This is a genomic window from Herbidospora sp. NBRC 101105 (assembly GCF_030269205.1).
GTDB classification, from domain to species: Bacteria; Actinomycetota; Actinomycetes; order Streptosporangiales; family Streptosporangiaceae; genus Herbidospora; species Herbidospora solisilvae.
The window spans coordinates 18,334-36,720 of sequence record NZ_BSSX01000012.1 but is presented as its reverse complement, the minus strand read 5'-3'; the positions used below and the strand labels follow the sequence as shown (position 1 = coordinate 36,720).

16 protein-coding genes are annotated in these 18,387 nt (G+C 70.6%); 8 read left to right on the top strand and 8 right to left on the bottom strand.

Features of this window, described 5'->3' with window-relative positions; genetic code table 11:
• Positions 1 to 8: 8 nt before the first annotated feature.
• On the bottom strand, positions 9 to 1,127 hold the full coding sequence (locus QSK34_RS37215; RefSeq protein WP_285591485.1) for an acyl-CoA dehydrogenase family protein: 1,119 nt from the start codon (positions 1,125 to 1,127) through the stop codon (positions 9 to 11).
• 327 nt (positions 1,128 to 1,454) lie between these two features.
• On the opposite strand from QSK34_RS37215, the gene QSK34_RS37210 reads away from it, so the two are divergent.
• The 6 genes from QSK34_RS37210 to QSK34_RS37185 all read left to right on the top strand — a co-directional run bounded on the left by QSK34_RS37210 (position 1,455) and on the right by QSK34_RS37185 (position 6,437).
• Positions 1,455 to 2,702 (top strand): zinc finger domain-containing protein, encoded by a 1,248-nt coding sequence (locus tag QSK34_RS37210; RefSeq protein WP_285591484.1) that lies wholly within the window; start codon positions 1,455 to 1,457, stop codon positions 2,700 to 2,702.
• 81 nt (positions 2,703 to 2,783) lie between these two features.
• Positions 2,784 to 2,996, top strand: a complete 213-nt coding sequence (locus QSK34_RS37205; RefSeq protein WP_285591483.1) for a hypothetical protein — start codon at positions 2,784 to 2,786, stop codon at positions 2,994 to 2,996.
• A complete protein-coding gene (locus QSK34_RS37200) occupies positions 2,996 to 3,352 on the top strand; it encodes an ArsR/SmtB family transcription factor (RefSeq protein WP_161483023.1) in 357 nt (118 codons plus the stop codon). Before QSK34_RS37205 ends, QSK34_RS37200 begins: the two co-directional genes overlap by 1 nt.
• A 68-nt stretch (positions 3,353 to 3,420) precedes the next feature.
• On the top strand, positions 3,421 to 5,040 hold the full coding sequence (locus QSK34_RS37195) for a SulP family inorganic anion transporter (protein ID WP_502875569.1): 1,620 nt from the start codon (positions 3,421 to 3,423) through the stop codon (positions 5,038 to 5,040).
• A 323-nt stretch (positions 5,041 to 5,363) separates the two neighbouring features.
• Positions 5,364 to 5,873: a flavodoxin family protein gene (locus tag QSK34_RS37190; RefSeq protein ID WP_285591481.1), complete on the top strand. Its 510-nt coding sequence runs from the start codon at positions 5,364 to 5,366 to the stop codon at positions 5,871 to 5,873.
• 21 nt (positions 5,874 to 5,894) lie between these two features.
• Positions 5,895 to 6,437 carry a hypothetical protein gene (locus QSK34_RS37185; protein WP_285591480.1) on the top strand — a complete coding sequence of 181 codons (543 nt, stop codon included), beginning with the start codon at positions 5,895 to 5,897 and terminating at the stop codon, positions 6,435 to 6,437.
• A 57-nt stretch (positions 6,438 to 6,494) separates the two neighbouring features.
• Here the strand turns inward: QSK34_RS37185 and QSK34_RS37180 are convergent, their stop codons facing one another.
• From QSK34_RS37180 to adhE, 4 genes are all read right to left on the bottom strand, one after another.
• A complete protein-coding gene (locus QSK34_RS37180) occupies positions 6,495 to 7,187 on the bottom strand; it encodes a CBS domain-containing protein (RefSeq protein ID WP_285591479.1) in 693 nt (230 codons plus the stop codon).
• A gap of 54 nt (positions 7,188 to 7,241) precedes the next feature.
• Positions 7,242 to 7,640, bottom strand: a complete 399-nt coding sequence (locus QSK34_RS37175) for an Hsp20/alpha crystallin family protein (RefSeq protein ID WP_285591478.1) — start codon at positions 7,638 to 7,640, stop codon at positions 7,242 to 7,244.
• Positions 7,641 to 7,734: 94 nt separating this feature from the next.
• On the bottom strand, positions 7,735 to 10,653 hold the full coding sequence (ppdK, locus tag QSK34_RS37170; protein WP_285591477.1) for a pyruvate, phosphate dikinase: 2,919 nt from the start codon (positions 10,651 to 10,653) through the stop codon (positions 7,735 to 7,737).
• A 3-nt stretch (positions 10,654 to 10,656) separates the two neighbouring features.
• Entirely contained in the window at positions 10,657 to 13,209 is a 2,553-nt protein-coding gene (gene adhE / locus QSK34_RS37165; RefSeq protein WP_285591476.1) for a bifunctional acetaldehyde-CoA/alcohol dehydrogenase, read from the bottom strand.
• A 138-nt stretch (positions 13,210 to 13,347) separates the two neighbouring features.
• On the opposite strand from adhE, the gene QSK34_RS37160 reads away from it, so the two are divergent.
• Positions 13,348 to 14,346 carry a nitroreductase/quinone reductase family protein gene (locus tag QSK34_RS37160; RefSeq protein WP_285591475.1) on the top strand — a complete coding sequence of 333 codons (999 nt, stop codon included), beginning with the start codon at positions 13,348 to 13,350 and terminating at the stop codon, positions 14,344 to 14,346.
• On the opposite strand, the gene QSK34_RS37155 is transcribed toward QSK34_RS37160, so the two are convergent.
• Positions 14,308 to 14,436 carry a hypothetical protein gene (locus QSK34_RS37155; protein ID WP_285591474.1) on the bottom strand — a complete coding sequence of 43 codons (129 nt, stop codon included), beginning with the start codon at positions 14,434 to 14,436 and terminating at the stop codon, positions 14,308 to 14,310. The two genes, QSK34_RS37160 and QSK34_RS37155, sit on opposite strands and share 39 nt — an antisense overlap.
• A gap of 239 nt (positions 14,437 to 14,675) precedes the next feature.
• Between QSK34_RS37155 and QSK34_RS37150 the strand changes: the two genes are divergently transcribed.
• A complete protein-coding gene (locus tag QSK34_RS37150; RefSeq protein ID WP_285591473.1) occupies positions 14,676 to 15,278 on the top strand; it encodes a hypothetical protein in 603 nt (200 codons plus the stop codon).
• Here QSK34_RS37150 and pflA read toward each other — a convergent pair.
• Entirely contained in the window at positions 15,265 to 15,996 is a 732-nt protein-coding gene (pflA, locus tag QSK34_RS37145; RefSeq protein ID WP_285591472.1) for a pyruvate formate-lyase-activating protein, read from the bottom strand. The genes QSK34_RS37150 and pflA overlap by 14 nt on opposite strands.
• A complete protein-coding gene (gene pflB, locus QSK34_RS37140) occupies positions 15,996 to 18,230 on the bottom strand; it encodes a formate C-acetyltransferase (RefSeq protein WP_285591471.1) in 2,235 nt (744 codons plus the stop codon). Before pflB ends, pflA begins: the two co-directional genes overlap by 1 nt.
• Between the last annotated feature and the right edge of the window lie 157 nt (positions 18,231 to 18,387).

Genomic DNA, 18,387 nt, shown 5'->3' with positions numbered 1-18,387 from the left:
GCGCCTTCCTAGAACAGCGGCAGGCCGAGCGTGGCCCGTCCGACGAAGTCGTGCAGGGCCTCGGTGGTCGGGGCCATCACCCGGGCGGCGAGCGAGTCGCGGAAGAGCCGCTCGACCCCGGTGGACTTGCGGAAGGCCGAGCCGCCACAGACGCGCATCACCCCGTCGGCGACCTCCGCTGCGGCCTCACCGGCGACGGCCTTGACCTGAAGCACCCGCAAGGTCGCGTCCGCGCGTCCGGCGCCGAGCGCGGCGAGGGTGTCGTCGCGGAAGGTGCGCACGGTGTCGGTGCGGGTGCGCAACTGCGCGAACGCGGCACGCAGCTGCGGCTGCTCGGCGAGTGATTGCCCGAGATGGTCGAGGCGGGCCCCGACGAGGTGGTCGTGGGCCTTGGCGACCAGGGCCTCCATAAGGCCGAGAGAGAAGGATGCGTTCAGCACCAGGAAGAACGGCAGCGCCGAAGCCAGCGCCTGGTTGAGCCCCTCGCCGTCGACGCCCAGCATGGACGAGCGGGGAATCGTGACGCCGTGGCCCTTGATGGGATTGGAGGCGTTGCCGCGTAACCCGAACCCGTCGAAGGGCCCGCCGACCTGAAGCCCACCCTCGTCACTGGCCACCAGCCAGATGGTCATCGGCCCCTCGGCGGCCAGCGGCCGGCTCGACCACACGTAGCTGTCGGCCTCCCCGGCGGCGGTCACCCAGCTCTTGTCGGAGTGGAGCCGCACATTCTCGCCGTCGGCCTCGGCGGTGCCCAGCGGCGCCCAGAAGTGGCTGCGCGAACCTGTCTCGGAGAAGGCCAGCGTGGTCAGGTGGCTGTTCCCGGCGATCGCCTCCCGGGTGGCGCGCTCGCCGTGCGCCTCGATGAGAGCCGTGGCGGAGTAGTGCATCAGCAGCACCATCGCGGTCGACCCGCACACCCCCGCCACCCGCTCGATCACTTCGGCGGCGGCCTGCATGCTCTCACCCTGGCCGCCGACCTCTTCGGCGCTGATCAGGCCGAGCAGCCCCGCCTTCCCCAGAGCGTCGATGCTCGCCCTGGGGAAGGCGCCGGAACGGTCGGTTTCCGCGGCCTGCGGGGCGATGGTGTCCTGTATGACGGCATCCAGGGCGGCGTGATCGATGGGCATGACCATTCACCACTTTCGATATGCGCGAAAGAAGTCAATAATCTCGCGCGAAATTGCGAGTCGACATGGCGAGCCTACGCACGGCAAGTGTTAGCGTCAACTGTCGGAAGCGTCATCGCAGGTCAATCGGCTGGGATGAATATCTTTCACCTTCACTCGGGGGCCATGGAGGAATTCTGGGAATTCTAAAAGAATTTAGATTTAGCAGGTCGCGAACGTGCAGCAAATGATCAACACGGCGAATGGGAGCGGTGATCTGAGAGCCGACGACCCACCTGCGGGGCCACTTATGCGTTTGCGGGGTTGCCCACGGCTCGCGGGCGGGTGATGGTGGGCGATGTGCCCGCTTCCCTTGGCTGTCCGGCCTGCCAGGCCCCGGCGGGACACCAATGCCGCCGCCGCGATGGACGCACCCGCCTGCCGCACACGCACCGCGTCGCCCTGGCCGCGGCGGCCCTGATCCTCACCTGGATCAGCGAACGTTTCCTCACCGCGGACCTCACCGGCAACCTGCTGGTCCTGATCGAAACAGAGCACACCCTCGGCCCGCACCGCGCCGCCCGCAGACACCGCTCGCCCAGCGCCCTGTTCACCGACGACGACCGCAGGAGGGCACCGCAGTGGGAGCGCGAGATGCTCCTGCTGGCCGCCCACCAGCAGGCGAACGTCGCGGAGATCCTCGCCGCCCTCGACGGCCGCAGCCTCACCCTGAAGCACGAACGCACCCAGGCCGATGATCTGCACAGCACCGTGACGCATCTGCGCCGTGCCATCGAGGCGATGCCCGAAACTGAAGGAGATCCATGGGAGCCGCCCACCCTGCGCCGCCTGCAGCAGGTGCGGGATCGCGATCTCAACGCCGAATTGGCCACGCGCGCCCAACGGCGCGACGACCATGCCCAGCGCGAGAGCGACCCGCTCCTGCCACCGGCGCGCTGGCAGGTCACCCGCCACGACCCCAACGGCGTGTTCGAGGCCCATCCGCTGCAAGCCGACGAGTTCCTCGGTCCCCGCTTCGGCGGCTGGGCTCCGCTACCGGAGGCCGTTCCCTCGCTCCTGCGCGCATGGAGCGTCCCCGCTGCACGGCGTATAGAAGTGGCCTGGCCAGGCGGCAGGCCGATGACCCCGCAGTGGCTGCTGCCCTACGGCGGCCGGGAATCCGGCCACCGCGGTGACGACCCCAGTCACCAGCGCACCATGAAGGAGGCGCTCGACGGACTCTGGCCTGACCATCGTGACCGCCATCGAGCCCGCTTCGCCGGCGGACGTCGTCGTCCACTGCGTTTCCTCCTGCCGCCACAGGTGAAGCCGAAAGGCCATTCCGACATGAACCGTTCTACGCGGATTCCTCAAGGTGCGCGACGATCGTCCCCGCCAGGTTCCCCATCGAGCGCCCCTGGAAGAACGCCGGGTGACCCACCGCTGACTAGATCCCACGCTCGTGACCGGCGACGCCGCGATCGATGGGACGGTGTTGCCCGGCCGATCTCACGGTTGAACCATCTGAGGTGGCCCACCCGTCGAACATGTGCTGGGACGAACCTGCCGCGTCGACCCCGGTCCCGCGAGGACTAAACTGTCGCTATTGCGAAAAATCGTAATTACTCAACTGCGGAACTGAGATCGTGCGGTTGGGGCGACGGAAGGAGACGCGTGGTGAGCACAGCCGTTGCCGCCGCCATCCGGGCACGGGCCGGTGTGGCCCCGCAGGCGCTGCGGGCCGCCTACCGGAACGGTGACGCCCATGCCGTGCTGCTGGCCGAGGAAGAGTGGGACGACGTGCGACGCCTGGCACGCGCGCATTCCGTGCTCCTGCCCGGAGGCGACGACCCCCGGGAGGCCGTCGAGGGTGACGAGGTGGAGGCGTGATGTCGGTTCCCCTCTACCAGGCCAAGGCGGAACTTTTCCGGCTGATGGGGCACCCGGTGCGGATCCGCGTCCTGGAACTGCTCCAGGACGGGCCGATGCCTGTCCGGGAGCTGCTTTCGGCGATCGACGTGGAGCCGACAGGGCTGTCGCAGCACCTGGCGGTGCTGCGCCGCTCCGGGCTGGTGACCGCTCAGCGGGACGGGGCCACCGTGGTGTACGCGCTGGCGGGCGGACAGGTGGCGGGGCTCCTGCGGGCCGCCCGCGAACTGCTGACCGAGAAGCTGTCAGGGCAGAGCGAGCTGCTGAGTGAGCTGCGGGCGGAGTCGCGCGAGGAGAAGGCCGAGACGAGCGCGTGAACAGCCGGATCCTGGCGGGCTGGTCGCGCCTGCGATCGGTGCTGCCCGAACGCGCCGAACTGGCCGCCATGGGCCGTCATCCCCGCAGGGACTTGCTGGCGGGGCTGACCGTGGCGATCGTCGCACTCCCACTGGCCCTCGGATTCGGCATCTCCTCGGGGATGGGCGCGGAGGCGGGGCTGGCCACCGCGGTGGTCGCCGGCGCGGTGGCCGCCTTCTTCGGCGGTTCGGCGCTGCAGGTGTCGGGCCCGACGGGGGCCATGACGGTGGTGCTGGTGCCGATCATGCACGCGCACGGCGCGTCCGGGGTGCTGGCCGTCGGAGTGCTGGCCGGGCTCCTGCTGCTGGCGTTGGCGCTGGCTCGCGCCGGTAGGTACATGGCGCTCGTGCCGGCTCCCGTGGTCGAGGGCTTCACCGTCGGCATCGCCTGCGTGATCGGCCTGCAGCAGATCCCCGCCGCGCTCGGCGTGAGCCCGGGTGAGGGAGAGAAGGTCGTCGTGGTGGCCTGGCAGGCCGCCCGTGACTTCCTGACGGCGCCCGACTGGCAGGCGCCGGTCATCGCGGCGGGGGTGGCGGTGCTCATGCTGGCCGGCGTCCGGTGGCGGCCGGGCGTGCCCTTCTCCCTGATCGCGGTGGCCGCCGCCACGGCCGCCGCCGAACTGACCGGCCTGGACGTGGCCCGGATCGGAGCGCTGCCCGCCGGGCTGCCCGCCCCGTCGCTGGACTTCCTCGACCTCGACACGCTGGGCTCCCTCGTCGCCCCCGCCGTCGCGGTCGCCGCGTTGGCAGGCTTGGAGTCCCTGCTGTCGGCCGCGGTCGCCGACGGCATGAGCGTCCAGCACCGGCACGACCCCGACCGCGAACTGTTCGGCCAAGGACTGGCCAATCTGGCCGCACCGCTGTTCGGCGGGGTCCCGGCGACCGGCGCGATCGCGCGCACCGCCGTCAACGTGCGCTCCGGCGCCTCCTCCCGGCTTGCCGCGCTGGCGCACGCCGCCATCCTCGGAGTGATCGTCTTCAGCGCGGCGGGCCTGGTCGCCCGCATTCCCCTGGCCGCGCTGGCCGGGGTGCTGCTGGCCACCGCCATCCGGATGGTCGAGGCCGGATCCGTCGCTGCGATGATCCGCTCCACCCGAGGTGACGCGCTGGTACTGGTGCTCACCGCGGTCGCGACGCTGGCCCTGGACCTGGTGCTGGCCGTCGTCCTCGGCCTGGTCGTGGCCGGCGCGCTGGCCCTGCGTGCGGTGGCCCGCGACGTGCGGCTGGACGCCGTGCCGCTGAAGCCGGACCTGCCGGAGGACCACACCGAGGAGGAACACGCCCTGCTCGCCGAGCACATCGTCGCCTACCGGCTGGACGGGCCGCTGTTCTTCGCCGCCGCTCACCGCTTCCTGCTGCAACTGTCGCAGGTCGCCGACGTCTCGGTTGTCATCCTGCGCATGTCCCGGGTCACCACGGTCGACGCCAGCGGTGCGCTGGTACTCGCCGACGCGATCGAACGACTCCAGCGGCGTGGCATCACCGTCTACGTCTCCGGCATCCGTGACGGCCATCACCAGCCGCTGCACGCCCTGGGCGTGATCGCCCGCCTGGACGCCGCCGGCCAGGTCCTGGACACCACGCCTGAGGCCATCGCCGCCGCCCGCGATCACCTGCACCACACGGGAGTCCTCAGCGCCTCTCGTTGACACCGGGGACCTCGTGGCCCCCCGGCGGGGGCCATCACCAGCGCTCCTGGCCGCGCCGTCACGAAGTTCCCTTCGGTCTTGTCCTCCCGGGAACCTCGGGACGCAGCCGGGGCGGGCGTCGGGATTGGCTCAGGTGCATCGGTCGCGTCGGTCGCAGCGATCGACGCCTCATGGCTGGACGGGCCGCCACTGCGATCACGCGGCCTACGCGATGGTCCAAAGTCCTGGTTCCTGGGGGTCTTCGGCACTGACGCGTCCCTCGGCCCGCCTCCGAGACTGAGAGCGCCAAGTCGAGGTCTTTCCCACGAGGGGAGATGGGCGCCATGCGTGCGCTTGTCGTCTGCGAGTCCATGTTCGGCAACACCATGAAGATCGCCGAGGAAGTGGCGCGGGGCCTGGGCGACTCCATGCCGGCCGAGGTCGTCGAGGTCGGGACGGCGCCCACTGTCATCCCCGACGAAGTCGGGCTTCTCGTGGTCGGCGGCCCCACGCACGCGTTCGGCATGTCGCGGGCGAGCACCCGCAAGTCGGCACTCGAACAGGCCCCGGAGGGCCTCGTCTCCAAGGGCGGCGGAGTGCGCGAGTGGCTGACCGCCCTGCAGGTGAACAAGCCGATCGCGGCGGCGGCCTTCGACACCCGGCTCAGGGCGGCCTATCTGCCGGGCTCGGCGGCGAAAGGCGTCCACAAGGCGTTGCGGCGCCATCGGATGATCCTCATCGCGGCGCCGGCGAGCTTCTACGTCACCGGCACCAAGGGGCCGCTCGAGGAGATCGAGGCGGCCCGCGCGTTCGAGTGGGGGCGTGCTCTGGCCGAGACGACCTCGGCTCTCTGACCGGCCGGGGAGGGCATGGCCATGAGATCGGCCGATCTGATCATGAGGGTGGTCCGGTTGTACCGGCCCGACCGGAATCCGTTACGCCGGTCCTCGGACCGGTGGGAGGCGGCCGTCGTCGCCGTGCTCGTTTCGCTGGCGCTGCTGTCCTTGTGGCCGGCCGTGTGGATCGCCTCCGCCATGTACGAGAGCGGGGTCCGCGCGGAAGCGGCCGCTCCCCCGGGGCGGGCGCTGGTGGTCATCCGGTACACCACCGGCCGGTGGCGGTCGCCCGACGGCGCGGTCGTCGTGGGGAAGGGCCTGGCTCCTCCGGCGAGCCAGGCGGACACCATCCGCCAGGTGTGGCTCGACGGGCGTCACGAGATCGCCCCGCGCCCGAGAGACCCGCAGGAACTCGCCCTGGCGGCGGGCATCACCGGGTTGGGTACCGCGTTGACGGCCGCCGGGTTGCTGGCGGTGGTGTACATGTGGGTGCGCTTCTTTCTCGACCGTCGCCGCCTCACCCGGTGGGGCGACGACTGGCTGGTCGCCGACCGACGGTGGCGTCGGCCCCGCCAGGCGTGATGACCCCACAATGCGATCAGGCCCCGGTCGGCGGACCGGGGCCTGATGCGTGAGCGGCTACGCCGTCCGGGCATGGCGGGTGCGCAGGTCGTCCTGCTGCCATTCCAGTTCGTTGACGACGTCGACCACGCCGTCCACCCGGTGGGTGAGCCGGACGGCGATCTCGGCGTCGCTGTGCCTGCCGATGGCGCCGCTGAGGGTGACGACGCCCCGGTCGGCGCTGACCCTGACGTCGGAGGTGTCGACCCACAGATAACGGCCGAGCACGTCATGCCGCACCTCCCGCACCAGATCGGCGTCGGGGCGGACGAAGACCTTGAGGAGGTCGGCCCGGCTGAGAAGGCCGCGCACGACCCCGTCGTCCAGGGTGACCACGAGCCGTTTGACGCCGAATTCGTCCATCTGGCGGGCCGCGGCGGCCACCGAGGACTCCGGACGCACGGTCCGCGCGGGAGCGGTCATCAGATCCGCGGCCGTGAGCGCGTCGGCCTTGTCCGCCGGGTGGGCGCCCTCCGGGGACAGCCGGTGGCGAAGCCGTACCTTCCACGGCTGTCTGTACTCGTCCTGGAACTCCGTCTTGCGCATCAGATCGGCCTCGGAGACGACCCCCAAGACACGGTTGTCCACGTCGACCACCGGGACGGCGCTGACGCGGTTGCTCAGCAGGGTATGAGCCACGTCCTTGAACGTCATGTCCGCGCCGACGGTCACGACCTCGACGGTCATGATGTCCTGCACCTTGGTACGCATGATCCTGGTCCTCCATGGCCCGCCCGGTGAAGGGCGGGCCGCGTTACGGGGTGACTACTTGGGGACGGTGACCGGGATGCGGGTTTCCGCTTCCTTGGTGTCGGACAACTTGAGGGTGATCTCCAAGATGCCCTTGTCGTAGACGGCGGTCGCGTCGGTCTCCTGCGCTCCCTGCGGGAGGGTTACCGACCGGGTCAGGCTGCCGTACCTGAACTCGGTGTGGACGGCGTCGGTGTCCTCGCGGTGCCGCTCGGCGTGGATCGTCAGAACGCCGCTCGTGAGGGTGACCTCGACGTCCTCCGGGTCGATGCCGGGGAGTTCGGCGCGCAGGACGTAACGCCCGTCACGGACGACCCCCTCCAGCCGCAGAGGGCGGACCCCCAGGAACGGGGTCTCCAGCAGCTCGAAGATCTCGGGGATGATCCCCTTGTCCCGGCGCGTGAGTGTGCTCATCGCTCCACCTCCTGGTGTGCTGTGCTCGATTCCATTCGATCCCGGCCCGGCGCAGGCGGGCAGAGCCGCAGGTCCCCGGGACGGGTGTCCTTGGTCATCGCCGTCCCCGCCACGCGGGCAGGTCGTCCTCGTCCCAGCCGAGCTCGTCGACGACCGCGACGACGCCGTTGACGCGGCGCGTCATGCTCACGGCCAGTTCGGCCTCACTGCGGGTGGGGGTCCGGCCGGAGACGGTGACGACGCCGTCGGAGGCGGTGACGGTGAGCCGGTCCATCGTGATCCACTTGGCCGGGCCCAGGACCTCCTCGGTGATCTCGGACACGAGGTCGGCGTCGTCCCGGACGAAGACGCGCAGCAGGTCGCCCCGGCTGACCACGCCGACCACCCGGCCCTGGTCGGCGACCAGCAGCCGCCTGACGCCCTCCTGATCCATCACCCGTGCGGCACGCACGGCGGGGGTGTCGGGCGGGACGGTGACCACCGGGGTGGTCATGACGTCGGCGGCCGTCAGGGCCTCGGACTTGCGCCTGGCCTCGAAGCCCGGCGTGCGGTCGTGGCGGCTCCGGCCGGCGGGCTCGTAGCCCTCGCGGTAGTAGAGATGACGGAACTCCTCCTTACGGAGCAGATCGGCCTCGGAGACGACGCCGATGGCGACGCCTTCGGCGTCCAGGACGGGCACCGCGCTGATGCCGCGGCCGACCAGTGTCCGGGCGACCTCCTTGAAGGGGGTGGTGGCGGACACGGAGACCACGTCGGCCGTCATGACGTCCCGCACGTTGACACGCATGATGTTCCTCTTCTCATTCGGGGGACAGCAGGGCGGCGCGGCGCGCGGCACCTCGACCATCGTGCCGATCGGGATGCCGGGGAAGATCTCGTCCAGCACCTTCACGGCTTCCGCATTCACAGCGGCCAGTTCCCTGACGTCGCCCACGAGGGGCACCATGATCTCGGGCTTCGGCCGGCCTCCGGCGGCCACGCGCTCGGCAGCCGCCTCCGCTATCGCCCTGACCTGCATGGCGAACAGGCCGGGGACGAGCAGGCCGAGCCGGACCCCGCGCAGGCCCAGCATGGGGTTGGTCTCCCGCAGGCGGCGCACGGCGGCCAGCAGTTCACGGGAGTGGTCGTCGGTGGCGCCGAGGAGGTCCTCGTACGACGGCAGGAACTCGTGCAGCGGCGGGTCGATCAGGCGGATCGTCACCGGCAGGCCGTCCATGGCGGCCAGGATGCGGGTGAAGTCGGCCCGCTGGAGCGGCAGCAACGCATCGAGCGCGGCCCGGATCTCGGTCTCGTCCTCGGCGATGATCAGCCTTTCGACGAGCCGGCGTCGTTCTCCGAGGAACATGTGCTCGGTACGGCACAGCCCGATCCCGGCCGCGCCGAACCGGCGGGCACGAGCGGCGTCCTCCGGGGTGTCGGCGTTGGCGTACACGCCCAGACGACGCACCGCGTCGGCGCGGCCGACCAACCGGGCGACCGCCGAGACGAGCGGCCCGGCATCCGCGGGGACGGCGCCGTCGAAGTGGCGGACCACGGGTGACGGCGTGACGGGCAGCTCGCCCGGGTAGACGTGGCCGGTCGCGCCGTCGACCGAGATCAGGTCGCCTTCCCTGATCACCGCGTCTCCGGCGCGGAACTCCCGCCGTTCCTCGTCGACCTCGATCGGTGCGCCGCAGACGCAGGTGCGGCCCATGCCGCGGGCGACGACGGCGGCGTGCGAGGTCTTGCCTCCGTGGCTGGTCAGGATGCCGGTCGCGGCCAGCATGCCGGGCAGGTCGTCGGGGTTGGTCTCGCGGCGGACCAGGATGACGGGGCCGCGCGCCTCGGTGGCCGTCCGGGAGTCGAAGACGGCCCGGCCACAGGCGGCTCCGGGCGAGGCGGGCACTCCGGTGGCCACCGGAAGAGGCGAGTCGGTCAGGTCGAAGCGGGGGAACATCAGCTGGGCGAGCCGTGCGCCGTCGACGCGGAGCAGGGCCTCGTCGAGGGTGATGACCCCCTCGTCGACGAGCTGGGCCGCGATGACGAAGGCCGCGGCGGCGGTGCGCTTGCCCACCCGGGTCTGGAGCAGCCACAGCCGACCCTCCTCGATGGTGAACTCCACGTCGCAGAGGTCGCGGTAGCGGGCCTCCAGCGTCGCGAGGGCGGCCGTGAGTTCCTCGTAGCTCCGGCGGTCGAGCTCGGCCAGCCGGTTCAGCGGCAGGGTGTCGCGGATGCCGGCGACGACGTCCTCGCCCTGGGCGTTCTGCAGGTAGTCGCCGTAGACGCCGCGGGCGCCGGTCGCGGGGTCGCGGGTGAAGGCGACGCCGGTGCCGGAGGCGGGGCCGCGGTTGCCGTACACCATGGCCATGATGTTCACGGCGGTGCCGAGGTCGTCGGGGATGTGCTCGGCCCGGCGGTAGACGCGGGCGCGTTCGGTGTTCCATGACCGGAAGACGGCCAGCACCGCCCCTTCGAGCTGGGCCTGAGGGTCCTGTGGGAACTCCTCACCGGAGTGATCGGCGAAGATCCTCTTGTACGCGGCGACCAGGCGGCGTGGATCGGGCTCAGTGGCGTGGGCCTGCTCGAACAGGTCATGCGGCACGTGAGCGACAGTGGATCCGTACATCGAGATGAGCCGCCGGTAGCAGTCCCAGGCGAACTCCTCGTCGCCGGAGACGGCGGCCAGGCCCTCGACGGTGACGTCGTTGAGGCCGATGTCGAGGATCGTCTCCATCATCCCCGGCATGGAGGACCTGCCGCCCGACCGGACCGACAGCAGCAGCGGGTCGGCCGGGTCGCCGAGGCGGCGGCCCATGACCCGCTCGACGTCGTCGAGGTGACGACCGATCTCGGCGAACAGCCCGTCGGGGGTCTCCCCCAGCTTGAGGTAGGTCCGGCAGGCCTCGGTCGTGACGGTGAAGCCGGGCGGCACGGGCAGGCCCATGCGGGTCATCTCGGCGAGGTTGGCGCCCTTGCCGCCGAGCAGGTCCTTGAGCTCCATGCCGCCGTCGGCGAAGTCGCGTACGTAGGACATCTCTCACTCCTCACCACGGGGTGCGCCGTAGTAGGCGGCGCGCATGAGTGCGCGCATGTCGGCGAGCATCGGCATACGCGGGTTCGCGGGGGCGCACTGGTCCTCGTAGGCGTTGCGGGCCTGCGCGGGCAGGGCATCCAGGAAGTCCCGCTCGTCGACGCCGAGTTTCTGGAAGGTGGGCTCGATGCCGACGGCGTCGCGCAGCCGTTCGACGGCCTGGGCCAGTTCCTCGGCGCCGCCGTCGATTCCGAGGGAGCGGGCGATCTCGGTGAAGCGTTCGGGGGCGCGGTAGTGCTCGTACTTGGGCCAGCCGGTGGGCTTGGCGGGGACGGTGCCGTTGTAACGGATGACGTGCGGGAGGAGCACCGCGTTGGTCCGGCCGTGGGCGATGTGGAAGGTGGCGCCCAGCGTGTGCGACATGGCGTGCACGATGCCGAGGAAGGCGTTGCCGAACGCCATGCCGGCGATGGTGCCGGCGTTGTGCATGCGTTCCCGCGCCTCGGGATCGGCCGCGCCGTTCCGGACGGCCCGTTCCAGGTTGGCGAAGATCAGCTTGATCGCGTGCAGGGCCAGGCCGTCGGTGAAGTCGCTCGCGTACACCGACACGTAGGCCTCGATGGCGTGGGTGAGCGCGTCGAAGCCGCTGTCGGCGGTGACCACCGGCGGCAGGTCGGCGGCGAGCACCGGGTCGATGATCGCCACGGTCGGGGTCAGCGCGTAGTCGGCCAGCGGGTACTTCTTCCCGGTCGCGGTGTCGGTGATGACGGCGAAGGGCGTCACCTCCGCGCCCGTCCCGGACGTGGTGGGCACGCAGACCAGCCGGGCCAGCGCGCCGAGCGGCGGGAACCGGAAGGCGCGCTTGCGGATGTCGAAGAACTTCTGCCGTATGTCGGCGAAGACGACCTCCGGGTGTTCGTAGCGCAGCCACATGACCTTGGCGGCGTCCATCGCCGACCCGCCACCCAGCGCGACGATCGTGTCGGGCCTGAAGGAGCGCATGAGTTCGGCGCCCCGGTCCACCGTGGCGACGCTGGGTTCCGGCTCGACGTCGTCGATGATCTGCAGCGCGACCCGTTCGGGCCGCCGGTTCAGGACGGTGATGATCCGGTCCACGTACCCGAGGCGGGTCATCGTCGGGTCGGTCACGACGGTCACCCGGTGGACGTCCGGCATGTCGGCCAGGTAGCGGATGGCGTGCGGCTCGAAGTAGACCTTGGCGGGGACCTTGAACCACTGGAGGTTGTTGGTCCGCCGCCCGATGCGCTTGATGTTGAGCAGGTCGACGGCCGAGATGTTGTGCGACACCGAGTTGCGGCCGTAGCTGCCGCACCCCAGTGTGAGCGAGGGCAGGAAGGCGTTGTAGATGTCGCCGATGCCGCCCTGCGAGGCGGGCGAGTTCCAGATGATCCGCACAGCCTTCACCCGCTCCCCGAACTCCTCGGCCAGCGCCGCGTCGCGGGTGTGCACGGCCGCGCTGTGCCCGAGCCCGCCGAACTCGACCATGCGCTCGGCCAGCGTGATGCCCTCCTGGCGGTCGCCCGCCTTGAGCACCGCGAGGACGGGGCAGAGCTTCTCCCTGGTCAGCGGCTCGGCCGGGCCGACGCCCGCCACCTCCGCCAGGATGATCGAAGTCCCCTCCGGAACGGTGAACCCGGCCTGCTCGGCGATCCACTCGACGGGGCGGCCCACCACGTCGGGGTTGATGGCCCCGGCGGTGAACAGCAGGTCCTCCAGCTTTCGCTTCTCGTCGGGGGTGGCCAGGTGGGCGTGCAGCCGGGCGAACTCCGCGAGCGCGGTGTCGTGGACCGCGGCGTCGAGGATGACCGCCTGCTCGCTGGCGCACACCATGCCGTTGTCGAAGGCCTTGCTCAGCACGATGTCGTTCACCGCGCGCCGCACGTCGGCCGTGGCTTCCACATAGGCGGGCACGTTGCCCGCCCCGACGCCGAGCGCCGGCTTGCCCGCCGAGTAGGCGGCGCGCACCATGCCGTTGCCGCCGGTCGCCAGGATCGTCGCGACGCCGTCGTGCCGCATCAGCGCGGTCGTGGCCTGGAGCGACGGTTCGGTGATCCACTGCACGCAGTGCTCCGGCGCGCCCGCCGCCACCGCCGCGTCGCGCACCACCCGGGCCGCCGCGGCGCTGCACTGCTGGGCCGCCGGGTGGAAGGCGAAGACGATCGGGTTGCGCGTCTTCAGCGCGATGAGGGCCTTGAAGATGGTGGTCGAGGTCGGGTTGGTGACCGGGGTGATGCCGGCGATCACCCCCACGGGCTCGGCGATCTCGACCAGGCCGGTGATGTCGTCGCGGGAGATCACCCCGACGGTCTTCAGCGCCGCCATGCTGTGGGTCACGTGCTCGCAGGCGAAGAGGTTCTTGACGGCCTTGTCCTCGAACACGCCGCGTCCGGTCTCCCGGACCGCCAGGTCGGCGAGTTCGGCATGCTCGTCCAGCGCCGCGACGGACGCCTTCTTGACGATGTGGTCGATCTGCTCCTGGGTGTAGGCCGCGTACTCGTCCAGAGCCTTGAGGGCGTTTCCCACAAGTAGGTCGATCATGTCCGACCACCTCCGCCCCCAGCATCCCCACCGGCGCGAGGCGGTTCCTGAGCACAAAGGCACCAGGCGGGGGGACCTTCGGCCCGTGCCCGGACGACCGCCGTCCTGGACGGTGGAAGGGCCGATGAAGGAGGTCCCATGCGCGTCGTCAACGCGGTGGTGCGATGGATACTGATGTCCCCGCTGCACGACCTGTTGTCTCGTTTCGTCGTCCTGCTGGTGATCACTGGGCGGCGCTCCGGCCGCGTCTTCGCGATCCCGGTCCGGTACGCCGAGGACGGCGACGTCCTCACGGTCGTCAGCCGACGTGGCCGCACCTGGTGGCGCAATCTCGAAGGCGGAGCGGCGCTGACCGTGGTCCTGCGCGGCCGGGCGCATCCTGCCTACGGGTCGGCCACCACCGGCCCAGCCGCCGTCCGCGCGGCGCTGACCGAGCTCGGGCAGCCGGTGGTGCGGTCGTTGGACGACGGGGTGGCGATCTCCATGGTCGTCGGCCCTGCCGACCCTCAAGCCGCGCCGACCAGCGCATGGTGGCGGTGGTTCCGTGCGGTGACCGCAGGCGAACTGGCCGGCTTCGCCGTCCCCGCCGTGGTGGCCGCGCTCGTGGCCGGGTCGGAGTCGCCGCTGCTCCAGGCGCTGGCGCTCATCACGGCGGGGGCGGTGGAGGGGCTGGTTCTCGGCTTCGTCCAGGCCTGCGCCCTGCGGAGCGTGCTGAGCTGGGTGCCGACCCTGGCGTGGGCCGGCGCGACCTCGTGCGGAGCGGCGACGGCCTGGGCCGCGGGGGTGGTGCCCGTCGTGGTCGGTGATCAGGTCAGTGGTGTGCTCGCGGTCGCGCTCGGCGTCGTGGGGTTGTGCGCTATGGGTGTGCTCCAGTGGCGGGTGCTCGCCGTCCGGCTGCCGGGATCGGCGTGGTGGATCGCGGCCACCGCCGGGGCGTGGGCGGTGGCGCTCGGCGTGTTCGCCGCCGTGGCGACTCCGCTCTGGCAGGAGGGCCAGCCGGTCTGGCTCATCGCCCTGATCGGGCTGCTCGGAGGCGCCGCCATGGCCGCGACCGTGGCGGCGCTCACCGGGCTGGCGTTCGTCAGGCTGGTCGCGCGCTCAGAACGTGAACACCAGGCGCGCGCCCACGCGGCCTGACAGCACGTCCTCCACGGCCTCGTTGATCTCGTCGAGCGGGCGGGTCTCGCACACGACCTCGGTGCGTCCGGCCGCGTGCAGCGCGAACACCTCCGCGAGGTCGGCGCGGGCCCCGGCTCCGGGACCGGCGCCTCCGTGACCACGATCGGCTTGTCGAAGGCGATGACGCTCGCTGCCTGCATGGCTCCTCCTCTGTGATCTCTCCGTTTCACCCTGCACGTGTCCCACCAGCGGATGGAGAGGCTTAGGTCCCGCCCGGCGGTGACCTTGAGCCCTCCGCGGAGAGCCCGGACGAGCGGACAGTGGAGGTGATCGACCAAGGAGGCGGCATGCGCAAGAAAACGATCATCCTCGGCATCGCGGGGACGGCCCTGGTCCTCCAGCCCGTTCTGAACCGCTGGTGCCGGAACTGGGGAGCCGAGGAGAACGAGATCGAGGGCCCCATGCCGGGCGACGGACTGATCCCCGAACCCGGTGTGACGACGACCCGGGCCGTCTCGATCGACGCGCCCGCGAGTGCGGTCTGGCCATGGCTCGTCCAGATGGGCAGCGGCCGCGGTGGGGCCTACACCTACGACTGGATCGAGAACCTCTTCGGGCTCGACATGCACAGCGCAGACGAGATACTCCCGGCCTTCCAGAACCTCAAGGTGGACGACGTCCTGCCCTTCGGCGCGTCCGGACCGCGCATGCGGGTGGCCGTCCTGGAGCCGGAGAGCACGCTGGTGTTCCGGTCCGAGGACGGCAGGTGGGTCTGGTCGTTCCTGCTGCGGGAGAAGGACGGCGTCACCCGGCTGATCAGCCGCAACCGCATTGACGTGTGCGGGGCGGCGAAGGTCTTCTACGACGTCGTGATGACCCCGGCGAGCCTGTTCATGGAGAGCAGGATGCTGCACGGAATCCGCGACCGCGCGGAACTCAAGAACAGGTGAGGCCCATGTTCCGGAACTGCTGCCGGACCCGGTCGAGCAGTTCCGGACCTGGAGGGCTCACGTCGGCGAGCGGGAACTCAAGGCCCAGCTCGCGGTACTTCCCCATGGCCATGCGGTGGAACGGCAGGACGTCGACCCGCTCCACGTTCCGCAGTGTCGACACGAAGGCCGCCAGGGTGTCCACGTCACGGACCCTGTCGGTCAGGCCGGGGACGAGGACGAAGCGGATCCACGTCGGCCGGCCCAGATTCGAGAGGCGGCGGGCGAAGCGCAACGTCGGGGCGAGGTCCACCCCCGTGAGGGCGCGGTAGCCCACCGGGTCGGCCGACTTGATGTCGAGCAGGACCAGGTCGGTGTCGGCCAGCAGTTCGTCGGTGGCCCGGTCGCCGAGATACCCCGAGGTGTCCAGGGCGGTGTGCAGGCCGAGAGCACGGCTCCGGCGCAGAAGTTCGCCCGTGAACCGCGGCTGGAGCAGCGGTTCCCCGCCGCTGATCGTGACGCCGCCGCCCGCGACGTCGATGAAGCGGCGGTACTTCGCCGCCTCGGCCATCACCTCGTCCACGGTGACGCGGCGGCCGTCGCGCAGACGCCATGTCTCGGGGTTCTGGCAGTAGAGGCAGCGCAGCGGGCAGCCGCAGGTGAAGACGACGAACCGGGTGCCGGGGCCGTCGACGCCGACCGACAGGTCCCAGGAGCTGATGACCCCGGCCCCCTCCATCACAGCGTCCCGTGGAAGGTGCGGTCGACCACGTCCTGCTGCTGCTCCCTGGTGAGCCGGACGAAGTTCACCGCGTAGCCGCTCACGCGGATGGTGAGCTGCGGGTACTTCTCGGGGTGTTCCATCGCGTCGAGCAGCGTGGCGCGGGTGAGCACGTTGACGTTCATGTGGAAGCCGCCGGCGTCCATGTACCCGTCGAGCACACCGGCCAGGTTAGTGACGCGTTCCTCCTCGGCACGGCCCAGACCTTCGGGCGTCACCGTGTTGGTCAGCGAGATGCCGTCCTGGGCGTCGGCGTAGGGCAGTTTGGCCACCGACAGGGCCGAGGCGATCATGCCGTGCCGGTCGCGGCCGTTCATCGGGTTGGCGCCGGGTGCGAACGGCAGGCCCGCCCGGCGGCCGTCGGGGGTGTTGCCGGTGTGCTTCCCGTACACGACGTTGGAGGTGATGGTGAGCACCGACTGGGTGTGTTCCGCTCCCCGGTACGCCGGGTGCCTGCGGACCTTCTCCATGAACGAGTGCACCAGGTCGACGGCGATGGCGTCGACCCGGTCGTCGTTGTTGCCGAAGGCCGGGTAATCGCCCTCGACCTCGTAGTCGACGGCCAGGCCGGATGCGTCGCGGATCACCCGCACGCGCGCGTACTTGACGGCCGAGAGGCTGTCGGCGGCGACCGACAAGCCGGCGATGCCGCACGCCAAAGTGCGCTTGATCGGGTGGTCGTGCAGGGCCATCTCGACGCGCTCGTAGGCGTACTTGTCGTGCATGTAGTGGATGACGTTGAGCGCGTTCACGTACGTGCGGGCCAGCCAGTCCATCATGTGGTCGAAGGCCGGGGCGAGTTCGTCGTAGGACAGGTGATCCCCGGTCAGCGGGGGCGTCGGTGGAGCGATCTGGTCGCCGGTCATCTCGTCGCGACCCCCGTTGACGGCGTACAGGAGGGTCTTGGCGAGGTTGACCCGGGCGCCGAAGAACTGCATCTGGTGTCCCACGGGGGCCGCGGAGACGCAGCAGGCGATGGCCGTGTCGTCGCCGAAGATTGGGCGCATGAGCTCGTCGCTCTCGTACTGGATCGAGCTCGTCTCGATCGAGAGGGCCGCGCAGAAGCGCTTGAACGGCTCCGGGAGGCGAGGCGACCAGAACACCGTCAGGTTGGGCTCCGGCGCGGGGCCGAGGTTGCGCAGCGTCTGCAGGTAACGGAAGCTCGTGCGGGTCACCAGGGGGCGGCCGTCGTCGCCGATGCCGCCGATCGACTCCGTCACCCAGGTCGGGTCGCCGGAGAAGAGCTGGTCGTATTCGGGGGTGCGGAGGAACCGGACGGTCCGCAGTTTGATCACGAAGTCGTCGACCAGCTCCTGCGCGCGTTCCTCGGTGATCCGGCCTTCGGCCAGGTCGCGTTCGAGGTAGACGTCCAGGAACGTCGAGGTGCGGCCGAGCGACATGGCGGCGCCGTTCTGCTCCTTGACCGCCGCCAGGTAGGCGAAGTAGAGCCACTGCACCGCCTCACTGGCGGTCGTGGCCGGACCGGAGATGTCGTGGCCGTAGGAGGCGGCCATCGCGCGCAGCTCATGCAAAGCGCGGATCTGTTCGTTCAGCTCCTCCCGGTCGCGGATCACATCACCGGTGGAGAACACGTCGTCCAGCGCGCCGAGTTCGGCCTTCTTCGCCTCGATGAGCCGGTCGACCCCGTACAGGGCGACGCGGCGGTAGTCGCCGATGATGCGGCCTCTGCCGTAGGCGTCGGGCAGGCCGGTGATCAGGCCGGCCCGGCGGGCGGCCCGGATCTCGGGGGTGTAGGCGTCGAAGACGCCGTCGTTGTGGGTCTTCCGGTATTTGGTGAAGATCTCCCTCACCTTCGGGTCGAGTTCGTAGCCGTAGGCGGCCAGGCCGTTCTCGACCATGCGCAGCCCGCCCTGGGGCATGATCGCCCGCTTGAGCGGCGCGTCGGTCTGCAGTCCCACGATCAGCTCGTTGTCCCGGTCGATGTAGCCGGGAGCGTGTGCGGTGATCGACGAGGGCGTGGCGACGTCGACGTCGTAGATCCCTCGCCGCCGCTCCTCGGGGAGCATCCCGGCGACCGTGCCCCACACGGTCTTCGTCCGGGGGGTGGGCCCGGCGAGGAATCCCTCGTCTCCGGTGTACGGCGTGTAGTTGGCCTGGATGAACGCGCGGACATCGACGACCGTGCGCCACGTCGTGCCTCGGAACCCTCTCCAGGCCTCGGTGAGCGTCATCACGTACCCCCTCAGATCGATCGGCACCTCTCACTCTCGCGCGTGGCCGGCCACCGATCACGACCCGGAGGTCACGCCTGACCAGGACCAAAGTCACCTCGATCCCACGGTCTTCGCCTCTACGTCGGCCGGGACCACAGCCGGACGATCGGCTCGA

What these genes read in the sequence shown, in the direction of transcription:
- QSK34_RS37215 (WP_285591485.1), bottom strand. Translation starts at nt 1,127, where the DNA reads ATGCCCATCGATCACGCCGCCCTGGATGCCGTCATACAGGACACCATC.
- QSK34_RS37210 (WP_285591484.1), top strand. Translation starts at nt 1,455, where the DNA reads ATGGTGGGCGATGTGCCCGCTTCCCTTGGCTGTCCGGCCTGCCAGGCC.
- QSK34_RS37200 (WP_161483023.1), top strand. Translation starts at nt 2,996, where the DNA reads ATGTCGGTTCCCCTCTACCAGGCCAAGGCGGAACTTTTCCGGCTGATG.
- QSK34_RS37195 (WP_502875569.1), top strand. Translation starts at nt 3,421, where the DNA reads ATGGGCCGTCATCCCCGCAGGGACTTGCTGGCGGGGCTGACCGTGGCG.
- QSK34_RS37190 (WP_285591481.1), top strand. Translation starts at nt 5,364, where the DNA reads ATGCGTGCGCTTGTCGTCTGCGAGTCCATGTTCGGCAACACCATGAAG.
- QSK34_RS37185 (WP_285591480.1), top strand. Translation starts at nt 5,895, where the DNA reads ATGAGATCGGCCGATCTGATCATGAGGGTGGTCCGGTTGTACCGGCCC.
- QSK34_RS37180 (WP_285591479.1), bottom strand. Translation starts at nt 7,187, where the DNA reads ATGCGTACCAAGGTGCAGGACATCATGACCGTCGAGGTCGTGACCGTC.
- QSK34_RS37175 (WP_285591478.1), bottom strand. Translation starts at nt 7,640, where the DNA reads ATGAGCACACTCACGCGCCGGGACAAGGGGATCATCCCCGAGATCTTC.
- ppdK (WP_285591477.1), bottom strand. Translation starts at nt 10,653, where the DNA reads ATGTCCTACGTACGCGACTTCGCCGACGGCGGCATGGAGCTCAAGGAC.
- adhE (WP_285591476.1), bottom strand. Translation starts at nt 13,209, where the DNA reads ATGATCGACCTACTTGTGGGAAACGCCCTCAAGGCTCTGGACGAGTAC.
- QSK34_RS37160 (WP_285591475.1), top strand. Translation starts at nt 13,348, where the DNA reads ATGCGCGTCGTCAACGCGGTGGTGCGATGGATACTGATGTCCCCGCTG.
- QSK34_RS37150 (WP_285591473.1), top strand. Translation starts at nt 14,676, where the DNA reads ATGCGCAAGAAAACGATCATCCTCGGCATCGCGGGGACGGCCCTGGTC.
- pflA (WP_285591472.1), bottom strand. Translation starts at nt 15,996, where the DNA reads ATGGAGGGGGCCGGGGTCATCAGCTCCTGGGACCTGTCGGTCGGCGTC.
- pflB (WP_285591471.1), bottom strand. Translation starts at nt 18,230, where the DNA reads ATGACGCTCACCGAGGCCTGGAGAGGGTTCCGAGGCACGACGTGGCGC.